Source organism: Roseovarius sp. TE539 (assembly GCF_003298505.1).
GTDB lineage: Bacteria > Pseudomonadota > Alphaproteobacteria > Rhodobacterales > Rhodobacteraceae > Roseovarius.
In genome coordinates this window covers 1-16,784 of record NZ_QNGB01000026.1, presented here as the reverse complement: position 1 = coordinate 16,784, position 16,784 = coordinate 1, and the positions used below count along the sequence as shown (strand labels likewise).

At 66.1% G+C, this 16,784-nt stretch carries 17 protein-coding genes and 1 pseudogene; 6 read left to right on the top strand and 12 right to left on the bottom strand.

Annotated features, from left to right (window positions below; genetic code table 11):
• Nucleotides 1-3: 3 nt before the first annotated feature.
• The 6 genes from DQW77_RS14295 to DQW77_RS14270 all read left to right on the top strand — a co-directional run bounded on the left by DQW77_RS14295 (nt 4) and on the right by DQW77_RS14270 (nt 7,039).
• A complete protein-coding gene (locus DQW77_RS14295) occupies nt 4-663 on the top strand; it encodes an ABC transporter ATP-binding protein (RefSeq protein WP_113258911.1) in 660 nt (219 codons plus the stop codon).
• On the top strand, nt 641-2,347 hold the full coding sequence (locus DQW77_RS14290) for a capsule biosynthesis protein (RefSeq protein ID WP_113258910.1): 1,707 nt from the start codon (nt 641-643) through the stop codon (nt 2,345-2,347). Before DQW77_RS14295 ends, DQW77_RS14290 begins: the two co-directional genes overlap by 23 nt.
• A 1-nt stretch (nt 2,348) precedes the next feature.
• Nucleotides 2,349-3,182, top strand: coding sequence for a 3-deoxy-8-phosphooctulonate synthase (kdsA, locus tag DQW77_RS14285; RefSeq protein WP_113258909.1), 834 nt, complete (start codon nt 2,349-2,351; stop codon nt 3,180-3,182).
• A gap of 46 nt (nt 3,183-3,228) precedes the next feature.
• Complete coding sequence (locus DQW77_RS14280) at nt 3,229-4,725, top strand: phosphomannomutase/phosphoglucomutase (RefSeq protein WP_113258908.1); 1,497 nt, start codon at nt 3,229-3,231, stop codon at nt 4,723-4,725.
• Nucleotides 4,726-4,799: 74 nt separating this feature from the next.
• On the top strand, nt 4,800-6,329 hold the full coding sequence (locus tag DQW77_RS14275) for an ATP-dependent RecD-like DNA helicase (protein ID WP_113258907.1): 1,530 nt from the start codon (nt 4,800-4,802) through the stop codon (nt 6,327-6,329).
• A complete protein-coding gene (locus DQW77_RS14270; RefSeq protein WP_113258906.1) occupies nt 6,326-7,039 on the top strand; it encodes an SDR family oxidoreductase in 714 nt (237 codons plus the stop codon). Before DQW77_RS14275 ends, DQW77_RS14270 begins: the two co-directional genes overlap by 4 nt.
• Nucleotides 7,040-7,184: 145 nt before the next feature.
• Here DQW77_RS14270 and DQW77_RS14265 read toward each other — a convergent pair whose 3' ends face one another.
• The 12 genes and pseudogenes from DQW77_RS14265 to DQW77_RS18595 form a co-directional block, all read right to left on the bottom strand.
• Nucleotides 7,185-7,937, bottom strand: a complete 753-nt coding sequence (locus DQW77_RS14265; protein ID WP_113258905.1) for a TIGR02186 family protein — start codon at nt 7,935-7,937, stop codon at nt 7,185-7,187.
• The gene (locus DQW77_RS14260; RefSeq protein WP_113258904.1) at nt 7,937-8,854 is read right to left on the bottom strand and encodes a sulfite exporter TauE/SafE family protein; all 918 of its coding nucleotides are present in this window, start codon (nt 8,852-8,854) and stop codon (nt 7,937-7,939) included. The genes DQW77_RS14265 and DQW77_RS14260 overlap by 1 nt, the downstream gene beginning before the upstream one ends.
• A gap of 111 nt (nt 8,855-8,965) precedes the next feature.
• The gene (locus DQW77_RS14255) at nt 8,966-9,931 is read right to left on the bottom strand and encodes an ABC transporter permease (RefSeq protein ID WP_113258903.1); all 966 of its coding nucleotides are present in this window, start codon (nt 9,929-9,931) and stop codon (nt 8,966-8,968) included.
• A 46-nt stretch (nt 9,932-9,977) separates the two neighbouring features.
• On the bottom strand, nt 9,978-11,075 hold the full coding sequence (locus tag DQW77_RS14250) for an ABC transporter permease (protein WP_113258902.1): 1,098 nt from the start codon (nt 11,073-11,075) through the stop codon (nt 9,978-9,980).
• The gene (locus DQW77_RS14245) at nt 11,068-12,672 is read right to left on the bottom strand and encodes an ABC transporter ATP-binding protein (RefSeq protein WP_113258901.1); all 1,605 of its coding nucleotides are present in this window, start codon (nt 12,670-12,672) and stop codon (nt 11,068-11,070) included. Before DQW77_RS14245 ends, DQW77_RS14250 begins: the two co-directional genes overlap by 8 nt.
• A complete protein-coding gene (locus DQW77_RS14240) occupies nt 12,669-13,025 on the bottom strand; it encodes a hypothetical protein (protein WP_113258900.1) in 357 nt (118 codons plus the stop codon). The genes DQW77_RS14245 and DQW77_RS14240 overlap by 4 nt, the downstream gene beginning before the upstream one ends.
• Nucleotides 13,026-13,094: 69 nt before the next feature.
• Entirely contained in the window at nt 13,095-14,084 is a 990-nt protein-coding gene (locus DQW77_RS14235) for a BMP family protein (RefSeq protein ID WP_113258936.1), read from the bottom strand.
• A 193-nt stretch (nt 14,085-14,277) separates the two neighbouring features.
• Nucleotides 14,278-14,721, bottom strand: a complete 444-nt coding sequence (locus DQW77_RS14230) for a GNAT family N-acetyltransferase (protein WP_113258899.1) — start codon at nt 14,719-14,721, stop codon at nt 14,278-14,280.
• A complete protein-coding gene (gene tsaB, locus DQW77_RS14225; RefSeq protein WP_113258898.1) occupies nt 14,711-15,307 on the bottom strand; it encodes a tRNA (adenosine(37)-N6)-threonylcarbamoyltransferase complex dimerization subunit type 1 TsaB in 597 nt (198 codons plus the stop codon). The genes DQW77_RS14230 and tsaB overlap by 11 nt, the downstream gene beginning before the upstream one ends.
• Nucleotides 15,297-15,863, bottom strand: a complete 567-nt coding sequence (locus DQW77_RS14220) for a NifU family protein (protein WP_113258935.1) — start codon at nt 15,861-15,863, stop codon at nt 15,297-15,299. Before DQW77_RS14220 ends, tsaB begins: the two co-directional genes overlap by 11 nt.
• A gap of 196 nt (nt 15,864-16,059) precedes the next feature.
• On the bottom strand, nt 16,060-16,515 hold the full coding sequence (locus tag DQW77_RS14215) for a universal stress protein (RefSeq protein ID WP_113258897.1): 456 nt from the start codon (nt 16,513-16,515) through the stop codon (nt 16,060-16,062).
• Nucleotides 16,516-16,673: 158 nt separating this feature from the next.
• Nucleotides 16,674-16,784 (bottom strand): annotated as a pseudogene (locus tag DQW77_RS18595) (IS5/IS1182 family transposase); the annotation flags it as partial.

The window sequence follows — 16,784 nt, the reverse complement described above, 5'->3', positions numbered from 1 at the left end:
TCGATGCTAGAATTCGACAATGTCAGCAAGTCCTTCTGGACGGGCACGCAGCGCAAGGTGATCCTCGACCGGGTTTCCTTCCGGGTGGAGCTTGGGCGCAGCATGGGCATTCTGGCCCCCAACGGCACCGGCAAGACGACGTTGATCAACATGATGGCCGGGCTTGAAAAACCCGACGAGGGAGAGATCCGTCGCGGCTGCAGGATCAGCTTTCCGCTGGGGTTCATGGGCGGGGTTGTCAGCCGTATCTCGGCGATGGAAAACAGCCGTTACATCGCCCGTCTCTACGGGCTTGACCCTGACTACATCGAGGCGTTCTGCCGCTGGCTGTGCAACCTCGGCGAATATTTCGATCAGCCCCTGGGCACGTACTCAACGGGAATGAAGGCGAGGTTCACATTTGCGCTTATGCTGGCGCTGGATTTTGATATATACCTCATCGACGAAGGCATGCCCAGTTCGACGGATGTTGAGTTCAACAGAAAGGCCGGGGAGATCCTCAGGGAAAGGCTCAGTACCACGACCGTCGTGATCGTGTCGCATCAGCCGCAGACACTGGAGAAATTCGCCACCGAGGCGGCCGTTCTGATGGGCGGACAGCTCTATATGTTCGATACGCTGGAAGAGGCAAAGCAACTTTATGACTATGAAACCCAAGGCTAGGAAATTCCGTATCCGCCGGAGCGCGCCACAGAAGGGCGCGGCGTTCGAGGGCGGCGACGGACGCGCGCCGCGGGACGAGGCCCGGGAACGGGCACATGAAGATCAACAGCCCGCAAAAGCGCGCCCCCCCGACCAGGAGCGGGAACGGTCCGCGGCAACGGGAACCCAGATCGCCCGGGCATCCGCCGGCGAGCGTCCGCGAACACATGAGGGACAGGTCAGCACATCGCGGGAAATGGCGGCCTCGCAGGACATCAGCCAGATCCGCCGCGAGGGGCTCACCGGCCGCCAGCTGCGGATGGCACGCCGTATCGCGCAGAAGCACGGGCTTGCGCCGACATCGGATTTCGACGCGGTGCGCCTTCTCAGGGCGCGCGGGATCGACCCGTTCCAGCGCTCCAGCATGCTGGAGCTGGTAAGCTCGGACGACAGCGGTTCGGAACAGACGGAAAACCATGACAGGGTGCAGCTTCCCCAAACGGTGCAACCCGCCACGACGCAGCTTCCCTCCACCGAGGTCAGCCCCGCGGAACGGCGCAGCGAAGAGATCATGCGCATCCAGCGCGACATCGGGCGCCGGCGCCGGCGCAAGCTGGCGCTGCTGTTCGCGCGGCTTGCCGCCTTCGTGTTCCTGCCCACCCTGGTGGCGGGATATTACTACTACGTGGCCGCGACGCCGATGTATTCCACCAAGTCCGAATTCCTGATCCTCGTGGCAGATGGCGGGGGCGGCGCGGGGGGTGGCAAGCTGGGCGGTCTGCTGCCCAGCCAGTTCGCCACCGGCCAGGACGCGATCGCAACGCAGTCGTATCTGACCTCGAAGGATGCGATGCTGCGTCTCAACCGGGACGAGGGGTTCAGAGCCCATTTCAGCCAGCCCTGGATCGACCCGATCCAGCGGCTCGATCCGGATGCCAGCACCGAGGACGTCTACAGCCTGTACAAGAAATACGTCAAGCTGGGCTACGACCCGACCGAGGGCGTGCTGCGCATGGAGGTCTCGACCGCCGACCCCGAAGTCAGCCGGCGGTTTTCCGAGAAGCTGATCGAATATGCCGAGGAGCGTGTTGACCAGCTCAGTCAACGCAAGCGCGAGGACGCCGTAAAGACCGCGGTCGCAAGTCTTGAGGAGGCCAAGGAAGCGCGGCGCGAGGCCCAGAGGCGGATGGTCGAACTGCAGGAGCAGAGCGTCCTCGATCCCGAGGGCGAGATCGCCAACATCCGCCAGCTGATCGGCAACGTCGAACTTCAGCTTCAGGAAAAACAGCTTGCGCTTCAAACGCAGCTCAACAATTCGCGCCCCAACCAAGCCAAGGTGGAGGCGCTCCGCAGCGAGGTCGAAGTCCTGCAACGCGAACTGGACAAGCAGAATGACCGTCTCACACAAGCCACCGAAGGCAAGGATTCCCTGGCCTCGCAATCCGCCGCGATCCAGATGGCGCAGGCCGATCTGGCCACCGCCGACCTGATCCTGCAATCGGCACTAGAAAACAAGCGCGCCAGCGAGGTGGAGGCCAACAAGCAGGTGCGTTACCTGACCGTCAGCGTCAAGCCCGTCGCGTCCGAGGATCCATCCTACCCGAGGTCTTTCGAGAACACGATGCTGGCCTTCCTGATCTTCGCGGGCATCTACCTGATGGTGTCGCTGACCGCCTCCATCCTGCGCGAACAGGTCTCGTCCTAGGATGCGGGTCGTTGATGTTTCCGGCCTGGCGATCGGCAATGACCGCCCGCTCACCCTGATCGCGGGGCCCTGCCAGCTGGAAAGCGCGGATCACGCACAGATGATCGCCGGATGCCTGAAGGAAGCCTGCGCCGCTTCCGGGGCGCAACTGATCTTCAAGGGCTCTTTCGACAAGGCGAACCGCTCGTCCGTGTCGGGGGAACGCGGCCTCGGCATGGAGGCCGGGCTCAGGGTGATGGAGGGGGTGCGCGATGCGCTCGGCCTGCCCGTGCTCACCGATGTGCACCTGCCCGACCAATGTGCCGAAGCGGCGGCGGTGGTGGACGTTCTCCAGATCCCGGCGTTCCTGTGCCGGCAGACCGATCTTCTGCTCGCCGCCGGCGCGACGGGCGCGGCGATCAATGTCAAGAAGGGGCAATTCCTGGCACCCTGGGACATGACGCATGTCACCGCAAAAATCGAGAGCACCGGAAATACCCGCATCCTGCTGACCGAACGCGGCACGTCCTTCGGCTACAACACGCTTGTCGCGGACATGCGCGCCCTGCCGCAGATGGCCGCCAGCGGCTACCCCGTGGTGATGGACGCCACTCATTCCGTACAGCAACCCGGGGGCCTTGGCGGGCGCAGCGGCGGGCAGCGCGAATTCGCCCCGGTGATGGCCCGCGCGGCCGTCAGCCTCGGGATCGCGGCGGTGTTCATCGAAACCCACGAAGACCCCGACCGCGCGCCGTCGGACGGGCCCAACATGATCGCGCTCAAGCGGATGCCGGACCTGATCGACAGCCTGATGCGCTTCGACGCGCTGGCCAAGCAGGAGCCCCTGCGCCTTTGACCCGCCCACCGAGCCGCGCGACGAACACCATAAGAGAGGCCCGCCCGTGACCAAGCCACTGCCCGATGTGAGTCCCAACACCTGGGAATTCCTGCGCGACCCGATGATCGCACCCACGGGCTTTCGCGAATACGATGCGCGGTGGAAATATCCCGACGGCATAAACCTGCCCGGAATCACCGCCCTCGGGATGGGGCTGGGCACACAGATGCATGCGCGCGGCATCGACCCGGTGATCGCGGTCGGCAACGATTACCGCGACTATTCGCTGAGCATCAAGAATGCCCTGATCCTGGGACTGATGCGCGCCGGAATCGCGGTGCGCGACATCGGCCCCTGCCTCAGCCCGATGGCCTATTTCGCGCAGTTCCACCTTGATGCGCCGGCCGTCGCGATGGTCACGGCCAGCCACAATCCCAATGGCTGGACGGGGGTCAAGATGGGGTTCGACCGCCCGCTTACCCACGGCCCCGACGAGATGGCGGAACTGCGCGACATAGTCCTCGAAGGGCGCGGTGCGGACCGCCCCGGCGGCAGCTACGAATTCGTCGCGGGCGTACGCGAGGCCTATCTTGATGATCTGGCGGGTGATTTCCGAATGACCCGGCCGCTCAAGGTGGTCTGCGCCACAGGCAATGGCACCGCGGGCGCCTTTGCGCCAGAGTTGCTGCGTCGCATCGGCGTCGAGGTGGTCGAAAGCCACAATGCCCTCGATTACACCTTCCCCAACTACAACCCCAACCCCGAGGCCATGGAAATGCTGCACGACATGGCCGATGCGGTGCGCCGGGCCGGTGCGGACCTCGCTCTGGGCTTCGATGGTGACGGTGACCGCTGCGGCGTGGTCGACGACACGGGCGAGGAGATCTTTGCCGACAAGGTGGGCGTGATCCTGGCCCGGGACCTCAGCCGCCTGCACCCCGGCGCCACCTTCGTGGCGGATGTCAAATCGACCGGGCTGTTCGCCTCCGATCCCGAACTGCGCGCCAATGGCGCCACCGCAGATTACTGGAAAACCGGGCATTCGCACATGAAACGCCGGGTCAGGGATCTTGGCGCGCTCGCGGGGTTCGAGAAGTCGGGCCACTACTTCCTCTCCCATCCCGTCGGGCGTGGCTATGATTGCGGAATGCGGGTGGCCGTCGAGATCTGCAAGCTGCTGGATCGGCACCCGGAAAAGTCGATGTCGGATCTGCGCCGCGCCCTGCCGCACACATGGGCCACCCCGACCATGTCACCCCATTGCCCCGACGAGGAAAAATACGCGGTGCTGGACCGGATCGTTGAAAGGCTCTCCGCCATGGCCGACGCCGGCACGCACATCGCCGGCCGCCCCGTCCGGCAGGTCGTGACCGTGAACGGCGCTCGGGTGATCCTGGACAACGGGTCATGGGGGCTGGTCCGGGCCAGTTCCAACACCCCCAACCTGGTCGTGGTTTGCGAAAGCGGCGAGAGCGAGGAGGAGATGCGCGCCATCTTCGCCGGACTCGATGCGGTGATCCGTACCGAACCCTCGGTGGGTGATTACGACCAGACGATATGAGCATGACCGCCCGCACACCGGCCGGCGGCGTTTCGTGTCTGGCGCGCGCCCCGGCCCACGGCTAGGGTCATCGCATGACCGAAACCGCTCTCCGTTTCTCCCATGACCAGGCCGAGGCCCATGACCGCGTCGCGGAAGCATTGCGGCAGACGGGCATCGACATCGACACCGGCGTGCTCACTCCCCCGCGCGAGGGGCGCAGCGGCGTTTTCGCGGTGGTTGGCAAGGCCGGGTCCGGCAAGACCATGCTTCTGGCCGCACTCTGCCGCGCGCTCGAGGAGGCAGGGGTTGAACTGGTCTCGGGCGACCACGAGGGCCGGGCACGCCGCGACCGGCGCAGCCTCGCCGTGCTGGCGCCCACCAACAAGGCTGCCAGCGTCCTGCGGTTGCGGGGGGTGCCCGCCACCACCATTCACCGCATCCTCTACACACCTGTCTACGACCCCGAATACGAACGCCTCGCCGAATGGCTGGCCGGCCAGGGCGATCGCCCTGCCGAGGCCGCGGGCCTCAGCGAACAGGCCCTCGACCGGGCGCTTGCCTTCTACCGGTCCAACCGGTCGATCCCGGGCGCCCTGGCGGCGGCGGGACTGCGCGGATCGGATTTCATCACCGGCTGGAAACGCCGCGAGTCGCCGCTTGACGTCGGCTTTGTGGACGAGGCCAGCATGCTCGACGACAAGCAGTTCGAGGACCTGCAGGAGATCTTCCCCTCGCTGCTTCTCTTCGGAGATCCGGCACAGCTTCCCCCGGTGAAATCGGGCAGCGGCGGCATGGTTTTCGACGGGCTGCCCGAGACCCGCAAGCTCACACTGCGGCGCATCCACCGTCAGGACGCCGACAACCCGATCCTTGATCTGGCCCATGCCCTGGCAGATCCGGCGCTGGACTTTAACGATTTCGAACGCATGATCGAACAGACGGCACAGCGCGACGACCGGGTGCGCTGGTCCGGCCGGGTCGAAGTGGACCTGATGGCACGCTCCCCGGTGCTGGTGTGGCGCAACGCCACCCGCATCCGCCTGATCAACGCCTTTCGCCGCGTCCATGATGCTCCCGAAACGGCGCTGCTGCCGGGCGAACCACTGGTCTGCGACGGGATCGAACTGCCGCTGCGGCATCGCAGGAAACGCCTCGACCTGGAGGCGCGCGGCCTGATCAAGGGCGCCCAGGTGATCTATCTCGGGCCGGGCAGGAAACCCGGCTTCTCGCGGCTTCACGTCATCGGGGCCGAGGATCCGCAGGTCGGTGCGGCCAGCATCGTGAAGATCGAGAAACCCGACGAGGAAGAGCCGTTCATCCCCTTCGCCGCCAACATGGGTGCCACGTTCCTGCATGGCGCGGCGGTGACGATCCACAAGGCGCAAGGCAGCCAGTGGCGCGATGTGCAGGTCTTCGCCCCCGATCTGTGGGCCGCGGCGCGGATGGGCCGCAACGAGGCCGGTCAGCCGCTCTGGAAACGCCTCGCCTATGTCGCCATCACCCGCGCCGAGGAACGCCTGCACTGGGTGGTGCGCAACCGGCTGTCGAAACCGCTCGCGCCGTTGCGCACCGATGACCTGAAGGCCGGGCCGGCGCCTCTGGAACTGGAGGCCGGGTCATGAAATCCGTCATCGTCACGGGCGCGAGTTCGGGCATCGGCCACGCAACCGCCACCGCCTTTCTCGACGCCGGCTGGCGCGTGGGCCTGATCGCACGGCGCGCCGAACCGCTCGTGGCCCTGGCAGAGCGGTTCGCGGGCGCGCATCCCCTGCCCTGCGACGTGACCGACGCGGACGCGGTGGCAGCCGCCTTCGAGCGCTTCGAGGTCATCGCCGGGAGGCTGGACGCGCTCTTCAACAATGCCGGGATGTTCGGACCCTCGGCCACACCCGATGCCGTCACGGTCGAGGAGTTCGACGAGGTCATGGCGGTCAATCTGCGGGGCATGTTCATCGCTGCCCGCCTGGCCTTCGCAAGGATGCGCTCGCAGGCCCCGCAGGGCGGACGGATCATCATGAACGGCTCGCTCTCGGCCCACAGCCCCCGGCCCGGTTCGATATGCTACACCACCTCGAAACATGCGATCACCGGCATGACACGCAGCCTGTCCCTCGATGGGCGGCCCTTCGGGATCGCCTGCGGGCAGATCGACGTCGGCAATGCCGAAAGCGAACTGGTCGCGGCCCTGAAGAAGGACCGGCCCGACATGCCCACCATGGACGTGCAGGACGTGGCACGTTCGGTCCTGCACATGGCCGCCATGCCCGCCGAGGCGAACGTGCAGTTCATGACGGTGATGGCCACCGGCATGCCGTATATCGGGCGCGGGTAGCAGCGTCCGCGAGGGGCCTTTTCATCTTTCCCAAGTACTCCCGCCGGAGGCACCCGAGGAGGCCGCCGGAGGCGGGTGACGAGACAAGCCTGCGCGCGCCCCCGGCGCGCTCATCCGGGAAATTGCCGGCCGGGGGAACGGGCGGTCAGCCCCGCCGCAACAACTGGAAAACAGCGGATGCGCCCCACCCCGCGGCGATCGCGATGGCCAGGGACATCAGCCCGTAGAGCAGCGGCTGTTCCCGTGACAGAACGAAAAGCCACCGCTCCAGCCCCACCTTGCGCACGTCGATCACGGTTTCATATTCGGATACCACCTGTCCACCGCGGGTCAGGAAGATGCGTGTCGCGTAGTCGCCCTCGGTCAGGTTCGCCGGCAGGTCGATAGAGGTCCGGAACAAGGTCTGTTCATCCAGCGCCACGCCGCCTTCCAGCATCTGGTAGGCACCTTCGCGCATGCGGATGCGGATCAGCGCATCGGTGAAATTCTCCGCGTCCAGAACCCCGGTCCCGACGGACCGGATCGCCTTGGGAATGGTGATCCGGTGGCGGAGGTCCTCGACCCGCGACAGCACGTCCTCCAGAGGTCCGCTCGTGGCAACGGCGTAAAAGCTTGGCGCGGCGTCGACCTCCACCGCCTCGGTGTTGACCCAGATGCCGAAGCGGCGCTCCTTGCGCCTCACGGTGGCGGGTCGTGACGGCCCGGCGATGGCCACGACGACCTCGAGCGGCATTTCGGGGATTGCCGTCTCGCGCTTGACGGCCCCGAAAACCAGGATGTTGGAACCATCGAAATTCGCGGTGATCGCCACCTTGTCGCGGCTCAGGCCCAGCACGACCTCCTCGGCGCGTCCCGGCAGGGCCGCAAGGCAAAGCAGAAGAACCAGCCGCCAGGCCATCAGTGCCCCCCGCCCGCGGTTCCGATCGAATAGAGTTCCGAGGGTTGCAGCAGCAGGTCCATCGCCAGCTTGCCGCAGACCGCCAGCACCATCACCGCCAGCGCGATGCGCAACTGCTCGGCCTGCATGCGGGTGCCGATCCTGGTGCCGATCTGCGCCCCGATGACCCCGCCCACCAACAGCAGCACCGCGAGCGCGATATCGACGGTGAAGTTGGTCGTGGCGTGCAACAGCGTCGTGAAGGCGGTGACGAAGATGATCTGGAAAAGCGACGTCCCGACCACCACCTTCGTCGGCATGCCCAGCAGGTAGATCATCGCCGGCACCATGATGAACCCGCCCCCGACGCCCATTATGGCGGCGAGGATACCCACCGCGACCCCCACCAGAAGCGGCGGGATCACGCTGATGTAAAGCCCCGAAGTGCGGAACCTCATCTTGAAGGGAAGCCCGTGAACCCAGCCGTGTTTCTTGCGTCTTGGCGCTTTGCCCGAACGGGTGTTGCGGATCGCGCGCAGGCTCTCGAAGAACATCATGCCGCCGATGATTCCAAGGAACACGACGTAGCAGAGCCGCACCAGAAGATCGACCTGGCCCATCGACTTGAGGTAGTTGAATACCACCACACCCAAAGCCGCACCCACCAGCCCGCCGATCAGAAGCACCGTTCCCATGCGCAGATCGACCGTCTTGCGGCGCAGATGGGCCAGCACCCCGGAAAAGGAGGAGGCGACGATCTGGTTGGCTTCGGTCGCCACGGCCACCGCCGGCGGTATGCCGATGAAGAAAAGAAGCGGCGTCATCAGAAATCCGCCGCCGACCCCGAACATGCCCGACAATACACCCACCAGCCCGCCCAGCCCCAGCAGCAGGAAGGCGTTCACCGAAACCTCGGCTATGGGCAGGTATATTTGCATGGCCTCTCCTAGCGCCGCAGGCGGTCTCAATGCAAGGCACGCGAGGGGCCGAAACGCCGCAGGCCCGATCAAATCCGCGGATCTGGCCCTATCCGCGTGCCCCCTCCGGGTTCAGCGTTCCTTCACATAGGGTTCGCCGCCGGCACGCGGCGGGATCGCCTTGCCGACAAATCCGGCCAGGATCACCACGGTCAGGACATAGGGCAGCGCGTCCATCACCTGCACCGGAATCACCACACCGCCAAGATCGATGTTCTGGTACCGCACCGCGACCGCCTGCAGCAGGCCGAACAGAAGTGTGGCGCCAAGTGCGTGCCACGGTCGCCACTTGGCAAAGATCAGCGCCGCCAGCGCGATGTAGCCGCGCCCGGCGGTCATGTCCTTGACGAAGCCCGCCTGCAAACCGGTGGCCAGATAAGCCCCCGCGATCCCGCACAACACCCCGCAGATCACCACGGCGCCGTAGCGCATGCCCACCACCGAGATGCCGGCCGTATCCACGGCCGCCGGGTTTTCACCCACCGCGCGCAGGCGCAGGCCGAAGCGCGTGCGCCACAGCACCCACCAGGTCAACGGCACACAGGCAAGTGCCAGGTAGACAAGGATCGTGTGCCCCGAGACCAGTTCGGAATAGATCGGGCCCAGCACCGGCACCGGCGCCAGTGTCTCGGCCAGCGGCAGGGTCACCGGCTCGAACCGCGCCCCCCCGATCAGCGACGGCGTGCGCCCGCCCTCGCGGAACCAGGCCTGCGCGATCAGCACCGTCAAGCCCGCGGCAAGGAAATTGATCGCCACCGCGGAGATGAGCTGATTGCCGCGAAAGGTGATCGAGGCCAACCCGTGCAGTACGCTCAGCAGGACCGAGGCTGCGATCCCCGCCAACAGGCCGATCCAGACCGATCCGGTGAAAAACGCCACCGAAGCGGACAGGAAGGCGGCCATCAGCATCTTGCCTTCAAGCCCGATATCGAAGATGCCCGCGCGCTCGCTGAAGAGCCCGGCGAGACAGGCCAGCAGCAGTGGCGTGGCCAGCCGCACGGTGCTGTCGAGGACCTGAAGCAGGGTGAGGAAATCCATCAATCCCCCTCCCTGCCGGTCGCCAGCGGGCCATGCCGCCGCCCGGTCATGCCTCGCGCCCTTTTCGGAGCGCCGCGAAAACCATGGCCAACGGTCTGCGCACCATGTTGTCCAGCGCCCCGGTGAAGAGGATCACCAGCGCCTGGATCACCACGATCAGCTCGCGCGGGATGTCCGTCCACAGCGCCAGCTCGGCGCCCCCCTGGAAGAGGAACCCGAACAGGATTGCCGCCAGCAGCACCCCGAACGGGTGGTTGCGCCCCATCAGCGCCACGGCGATGCCGATGAACCCCGCGCCCTCGGTCGCGTTCATGACCAGCCGTTCGGCCTCGCCCATCACGTTGTTGATCGCCATGCCGCCCGCCAGCGCGCCCGAGATCACCATGGTGATCACGATGGTCCGCGCCGGGCCGATCCCGGCATAGCGCGCCCCGGTCTCGGAATGGCCCAGGGCGCGGATCTCGTAGCCCAGCCGGGTGCGCCAGATCAGCAACCAGACAAGCACGCAGGCCAGGAGCCCCACCAGAAGGCTGACATTGGCCGGCGCCCCCTTCGAGAAGGCGATGCCGAGCGGCGCCAGCAGGTCATGCAGCGTGGGCAGGTGGGTGGCGGTGGGAAACTTGGGCGTCGCCGGGTCCATCGCCCCCACCGGGCGCATCAGGTTCACCAGCAGGTAATTGAGCAGCGCCGCGGCAATGAAGTTGAACATGATCGTGGTGATCACGATGTGGCTGCCCCGCCTTGCCTGAAGCCAACCGGGAACGAGCGCCCAAAGCGCCCCGAAAAGCGCCGCGCCGGCGGTGGCGGCGATCAGCGCCAGGCTCCAGTGCGGCAGCGGCAGGTGCAGACAGACAAGCGCCACGCCCAGCCCCCCCAGCATCGCCTGCCCCTCGCCGCCGATGTTGAACATCCGCGCATGAAAGGCGACCGACACCGCCAACCCGGTGAAAATGAAATTCGTCGCGTAATAAAGGGTGTAGCCCCAGCCATAGGTCGAACCGAGCGCGCCGGTGATCATCAATTGCACAGCCGCCACCGGATCCTCACCGATGGCCAGGATCACCAGCGCCGAAAGCACGGCCGCCAGCACCAGGCTGACCAGCGGGATGAGCACGATATCGGCCCAGCGGGGCAGCCTATCCATGGCTCTTCTCCACCGCCTCTGCCTGCGCGAACTGCGCGTCCTCCACGGCCTGCCACGCGGGTTTGTCAGGGGTGCCCTCGATCCCCGCCATGAGCAGGCCCAGTTCCCCCTCGTCGGTTTCGCCGGGCAGGCGTTCGCCCATGATGCGGCCATCGAAGATCACGGCGATCCGGTCCGAAAGCGACATGATCTCGTCCAGTTCCACACTGACCAGGAGGATCGCCTTGCCGGCATCGCGCAGGCGGACGATCTGGCTGTGGATGAATTCGATCGCGCCGATATCCACACCGCGCGTCGGCTGTCCGACCAGAAGGATTTCCGGGTCGCGCCGCATTTCCCGGGCCAGCACGATCTTTTGCTGGTTGCCGCCCGAGAAATTGCGCGCCGCCAGACGGGCATCGGGCGGGCGCACGTCGTATTCCTGCATGGCGACACCGGCGTCGCGGGCGATGGCGGCGTTCTGCATCAACGGTCCGCGGCGCAACGCGGGGTCATGATGATAGCCGAAGATCATGTTTTCCCAGGCCTGGAACTGCATGATCAACCCTTCGCGCTGCCGGTCCTCCGGAACATGGGCGATTCCGGCCGCGCGCCGCGCCTGCCCGTCGGCGGCCCGGCCCGTCAACGCAAGATCGCGGCCATTCACCCGCAACCGCCCGGTGGCATCGCGCATCCCGCCCAGAACCTCCAGCAATTCGGATTGCCCGTTGCCCGCGACCCCGGCAAGGCCGAGGATCTCGCCCGCACGCAGCGTCAGGTCGATGCCTCGCAGCCGTTCGACCCCCTGCCCGTCGATCACCGAAAGCCCTTCGGCCTCCAGCGCCGCCTTGCCGGGGGTGGCCGGGGTCTTGTCGACCCGCAGCAGCACCTTGCGCCCGACCATCAGCTCGGCCAGTTGCGCGGGGTCTGTCTCGGCAGTGGGCAGGGTCGCCGTCATCTCGCCGCGGCGCATGACGCTCACAGTGTCGGTGATCTCCATGATCTCGCGCAGCTTGTGGGTGATCAGGATGATGGTCTTGCCCTCGTTCCTGAGCCGGTCGAGGATGCGGAAAAGCTGATCGGCCTCGGCCGGGGTCAGAACGCCTGTGGGCTCGTCGAGGATCAGGATCCCGGCCTCGCGGTAAAGCGCCTTGAGGATCTCGACCCGCTGCTGCATGCCCACGCCGATATCCTGGATCAGGGCATCGGGCTTGACGTGCAGCTCGTATTCATCCGCCAGCGCCTGGAGGCTGGCGCGCGCGCGGGCAAGGCTGGGCCGCAGGCGGGCGCCGTCCTCGGCCCCAAGTACCACGTTTTCCAGCACCGTGAAGGTCTCCACCAGCTTGAAATGCTGGAACACCATACCGATACCGGCGGCGATGGCGGCCTGGCTGTCGGGAATATCGGCAGGCGTGCCGCCGATGAAAATCTCGCCCGCGTCGGCGCGGTAGAAACCATAGAGGATCGACATCAGGGTGGATTTCCCGGCCCCGTTCTCGCCGATGATCCCGTGGATCGTGCCCGGCGCGACGGACAGCGATATGTCCCGGTTTGCCCGCACCGGCCCGAAGGACTTGGAAATACCGCGCAACTCGATCGCCGGGACCGGAGGTGTCATGTGGCGGCCCCGACGAATCCGACCACGAGGCTCAGGGCGTTCCCCTCGCGCCGGGCGAAATAGCGCCCCCGCATCACTTCGGCGCCATCCTTTTCGAACACGACTTCGGCACGCATGAACCCGTTGTGGCCTTCTGCCTCACCGGCCACCCGGGCCGCGCCACCGGGCATGTTGGCAGCGTAGTCCGACAACATCGCCGCCACCGCCGGCAGGCCCGTCACCGGCGCCGCACAATGCGGATCACTGTAGAGTCCATCCTCGGCGAAACATTCCGACAGGACCGAGCGGCGGCGCCCCGCATCGGCCATGCCCCAGGCCCAGAAGAAATGATTGAGAAGCTCTGTATCCGTCATCGGCCTTCCCCCAACGTGCAGCAGGGCGGATGGCGCATGCCGCACCACCCCATGATCCGGCAAGCCGCCCTATTCCACAGGGCAGTTGTTATCGGACATGTAGTCGTGCACCTTGAGATCTCCGCTGGCAATCCTGTCGGCGGCCGCGTCGACCGATGCCTGCATCTCTTCGCTGACCAGATCGGCATTGTGCTCGTCCAGGGCATAGCCCACGCCGCCATTCGCGAGACCCATCACCACGATCCCCGTTTCCAGGTCATCGCCGGCCATCATCGCCTCGTAAACCGCATTGTCCACCCTCTTGACCATCGATGTCAGGACATCGCCGGGGTGCAGGTAGTTCTGGTTGCTGTCCACACCGATGCCCAGAACACCCTCGTCAGCCGCGGATTGAAGCACCCCGGTGCCGGTGCCGCCGGCGGCGTGATAGATCACGTCTGCCCCCTGCGAAATCTGCGCCTTGGTGATCTCGGATCCCTTGACCGGATCGTTCCATGCCGCCGGCGTGGTGCCGGTCATGTTCTGGATCACCTCCGCGTCGCCATCCACGGCCTTGACCCCCTGCACGTAGCCACAGGCGAACTTGCGGATCAGCGGAATATCCATGCCGCCGATGAAGCCCACGGTGCCGCTGTCCGAGGCCATCGCGGCCATCATGCCCACCAGGTAACTGCCCTCGTGCTCGTTGAACACGACCGAGCGGACATTGGGCTCTTCGACGACCATGTCGATGATCGCGAACTTGGTGTCGGGGTAATCCGGGGCCACCTCGGCCAGCGCGTTGCCGAAGGCAAAGCCGGTCATCACGATCGGGTTGTTGCCGTTCTCGGCAAAGCGGCGCAGGGCCTGTTCACGCTGCGCCTCCGATGTCAGCTCGACCTCGGCATAGTCGCCACCGGTTTCCTCGGCCCATCTTTGCGCCCCGTTATAGGCGCTTTCGTTGAAGGATTTGTCGAACTTGCCGCCCAGATCAAAGATGAGCGCCGGCTCGGCCAGCGCCGCACCGGCACTCAGCGCCAACCCGGCGGCGGCAGTCAGTAGGGTCTTCATCATCGTCATTGCAATCTCCCTGGGTTCCATGCGCGGCGCGGGGCATGTATTGCCCTCTTTGCCGGACCACGCGTTTTCCGTCACGTCTGCGTTCAGGCCGGGATTAAGCCTGCTTCGCCCCGCCGCGGTCAATAGAATACTCACGCTGCCGCGGCGTCATCCGCACAAATCCTCGTGTTCGGCGGCACCGGCGCGGCGGCATTCAGGCCAGCCCGCGCTCAAGGATCAGCGCATCCTCGCGCCCACCATCGGGACCGCGGTAATAGCCCGCGCGACGCCCGATGACGACATAGCCCGCCGCGGCATAAAGCGCCGCCGCCGCGGCGTTGCCCTGCGCCACCTCAAGCAGGACGCGCGCCGCGCCCCGGTCCCGCGCGGCCCCCTCGAAGGCTGACAGAACCGCCGCCGCCAGCCCCTGCCGGCGGTGATCCGGATCGGTCACGATGGTCAAAAGCTCGGCTTCGTCGGCCACCGCCCGGCCAAGCGCGAAGGCCCGGCCATCCCCGACCGCGACAACCTGCGCGTCAGCCAGAAGCGTGGCGAATTCGGCGGCCCTCCAGCCGCGCCCGCGTCCGGCGAAGCCGCGCGCGTGCAGCGCCGCCAATTCCGCCGGCCCCGGCAGGCAAACCGCGCGGTCACCCCCCATCGTCGAGGATCACAAGCGGCGCCTCGCGCGACGGCGCGGCGTCCGCCGGCTTGACATACAGCGGCGCCGGCGCCGCGAACGGCCCGGTTTCGTGCCCGGCGATCCGTGCCACCGCCACCGCCAGATCCTCGGGCGCAGGCGGCAGCTCTACCGGCAGGCCAAGCGCTTCGGCCTCGTCGCGGGATACAAGACTGGGGGCCTGCCCCCGCGGCGCGATGTAAAGCTGCTCACGCGGGGCCGGCACCGCCGCGAGATGCGGACGCTCCCGACCGGCCCGGATCACGGCGAATTGCGACACCCCCACCGCCGGACACCCCAGCGACAGTGACAGCCCGCGGGCGGCGGCAACAGATATGCGGATGCCGGTGAAATTTCCCGGGCCCACGCCAACGCCGATCCTGTCCAGATCGCGCCACCCGGCACCGTTCCGCGCCAGCATTTCGGCAATCAGCGGCATGAGACGCTCGGCCTGACCGCGGCCCATCGCCTCGGCACGCGCCGCCAGAACCCGGTCCCCGCACAGCAAAGCGGCCGCACAATGCGCGGCCGACGTGTCAAATCCCAGAACCAGAGGTTCAGATACCAACCGGGCGCACCTCGGTCACTTCGGGGATATAGTGGCGCAGCAGGTTCTCGATGCCCATCTTGAGGGTGATCGTCGAGGACGGGCACCCCGCGCAGGCACCCTGCATGTGCAGGTAGACGACCCCGCGCTCGAAACCGTGGAAGGTGATGTCGCCACCGTCCTGCGCCACCGCCGGGCGCACGCGGGTATCCAGCAACTCCTTGATCTGGCCCACGATCTCGCCATCCGCACCGTCATGATCCGCATGACCCGAAGACGGATCGGACCCGTCATCGGCCATCACCGGCTGCCCGGACTGGAAATGTTCCATGATCGCACCAAGGATTGCCGGCTTCAGGTGATCCCACTCGTTCGCTTCCGCCTTGGTCACGGTGACGAAGTCATTCCCGAAAAACACGCCTGTAACGCCGTCAACGGCAAAGATGCGTCCTGCAAGCGGCGACCGCTCGGCGCTCTCGGCCGAGGGGAAGTCAGCGGTCCCGGCATCAAGCACGGTCTGGCCCGGCAGGAATTTCAGCGTTGCCGGATTCGGCGTGGATTCGGTCTGGATAAACATGGGCGCCCCCTTTTGGTGCATGAGTTGGATATGCGCGCCGGGACACGCGATGTCAAGATTTGGAACGGTTCTAAATCACCGCCCGCGCCCCCGCGACGCCCCGCAACCGGCGGCTTTGCTTGCGGAACCGGCCCGCAATCAAGAGGCAAGGCGCGCAACGCATGGCACAGAATGTCCGATTTCGCAGCGCGGCGGGTCAGGTTATCTCTTCCAGCCGCTCCTTGCTCAGATCGCCGGGCACGACGGTGATCGGGATCGGCAGGGTGCCGGCATTGCGGCTCAACTGCGTGACCAGGGGCCCGGGCCCCTTGCGCCCGGTTCCCGCGCCCAGAACCAGCACCCCGATCTCGGGATCGTCGCGCACCTGCGCGATGATCTCGTCCACCGGTTCGCCCTCGCGGATAACCAGTTCGGGATCGACACCCTGCTTGTCGCGCATCCACTTGGCGAAAACCTCGAAATGGGCATGTATGCGCTCGCGGGCTTCCTCGCGCATGACCTCTCCAACGCCGATCCAGTGGTTGAATTCCTCGGGCGGGATAACCGACAGGATCTCCACCCCGGCATTGGTATGGGCCGCGCGCATGGCCGCGAAGCGCATCGCGTTGAGGCATTCGCGGCTGTCATCCAGAACCACGAGAAACTTGCGCATCTGTCCTCTCCCTCAGCGGTGATCATGACGCAAGCGCCCGACCCGCGCAATGGCACAATGGGCCGGCCCGGCGGCTCATGCGGGCAGCCCACGCCCCTCCAGCAAGGCTCCGACCCCCGGCAGCCGCCCCCGGAACGCGGTGTAGGCGGCGTCTGCATTTAGCTGATCCAAGCCATTGCGCATGCGAGATCAACGAAGGCTTTGAATGAGCTGACGGATTTCTCGCAACGCAATGCGATCCTGCGGAAGCGTTTGATCTTATTGAAAAA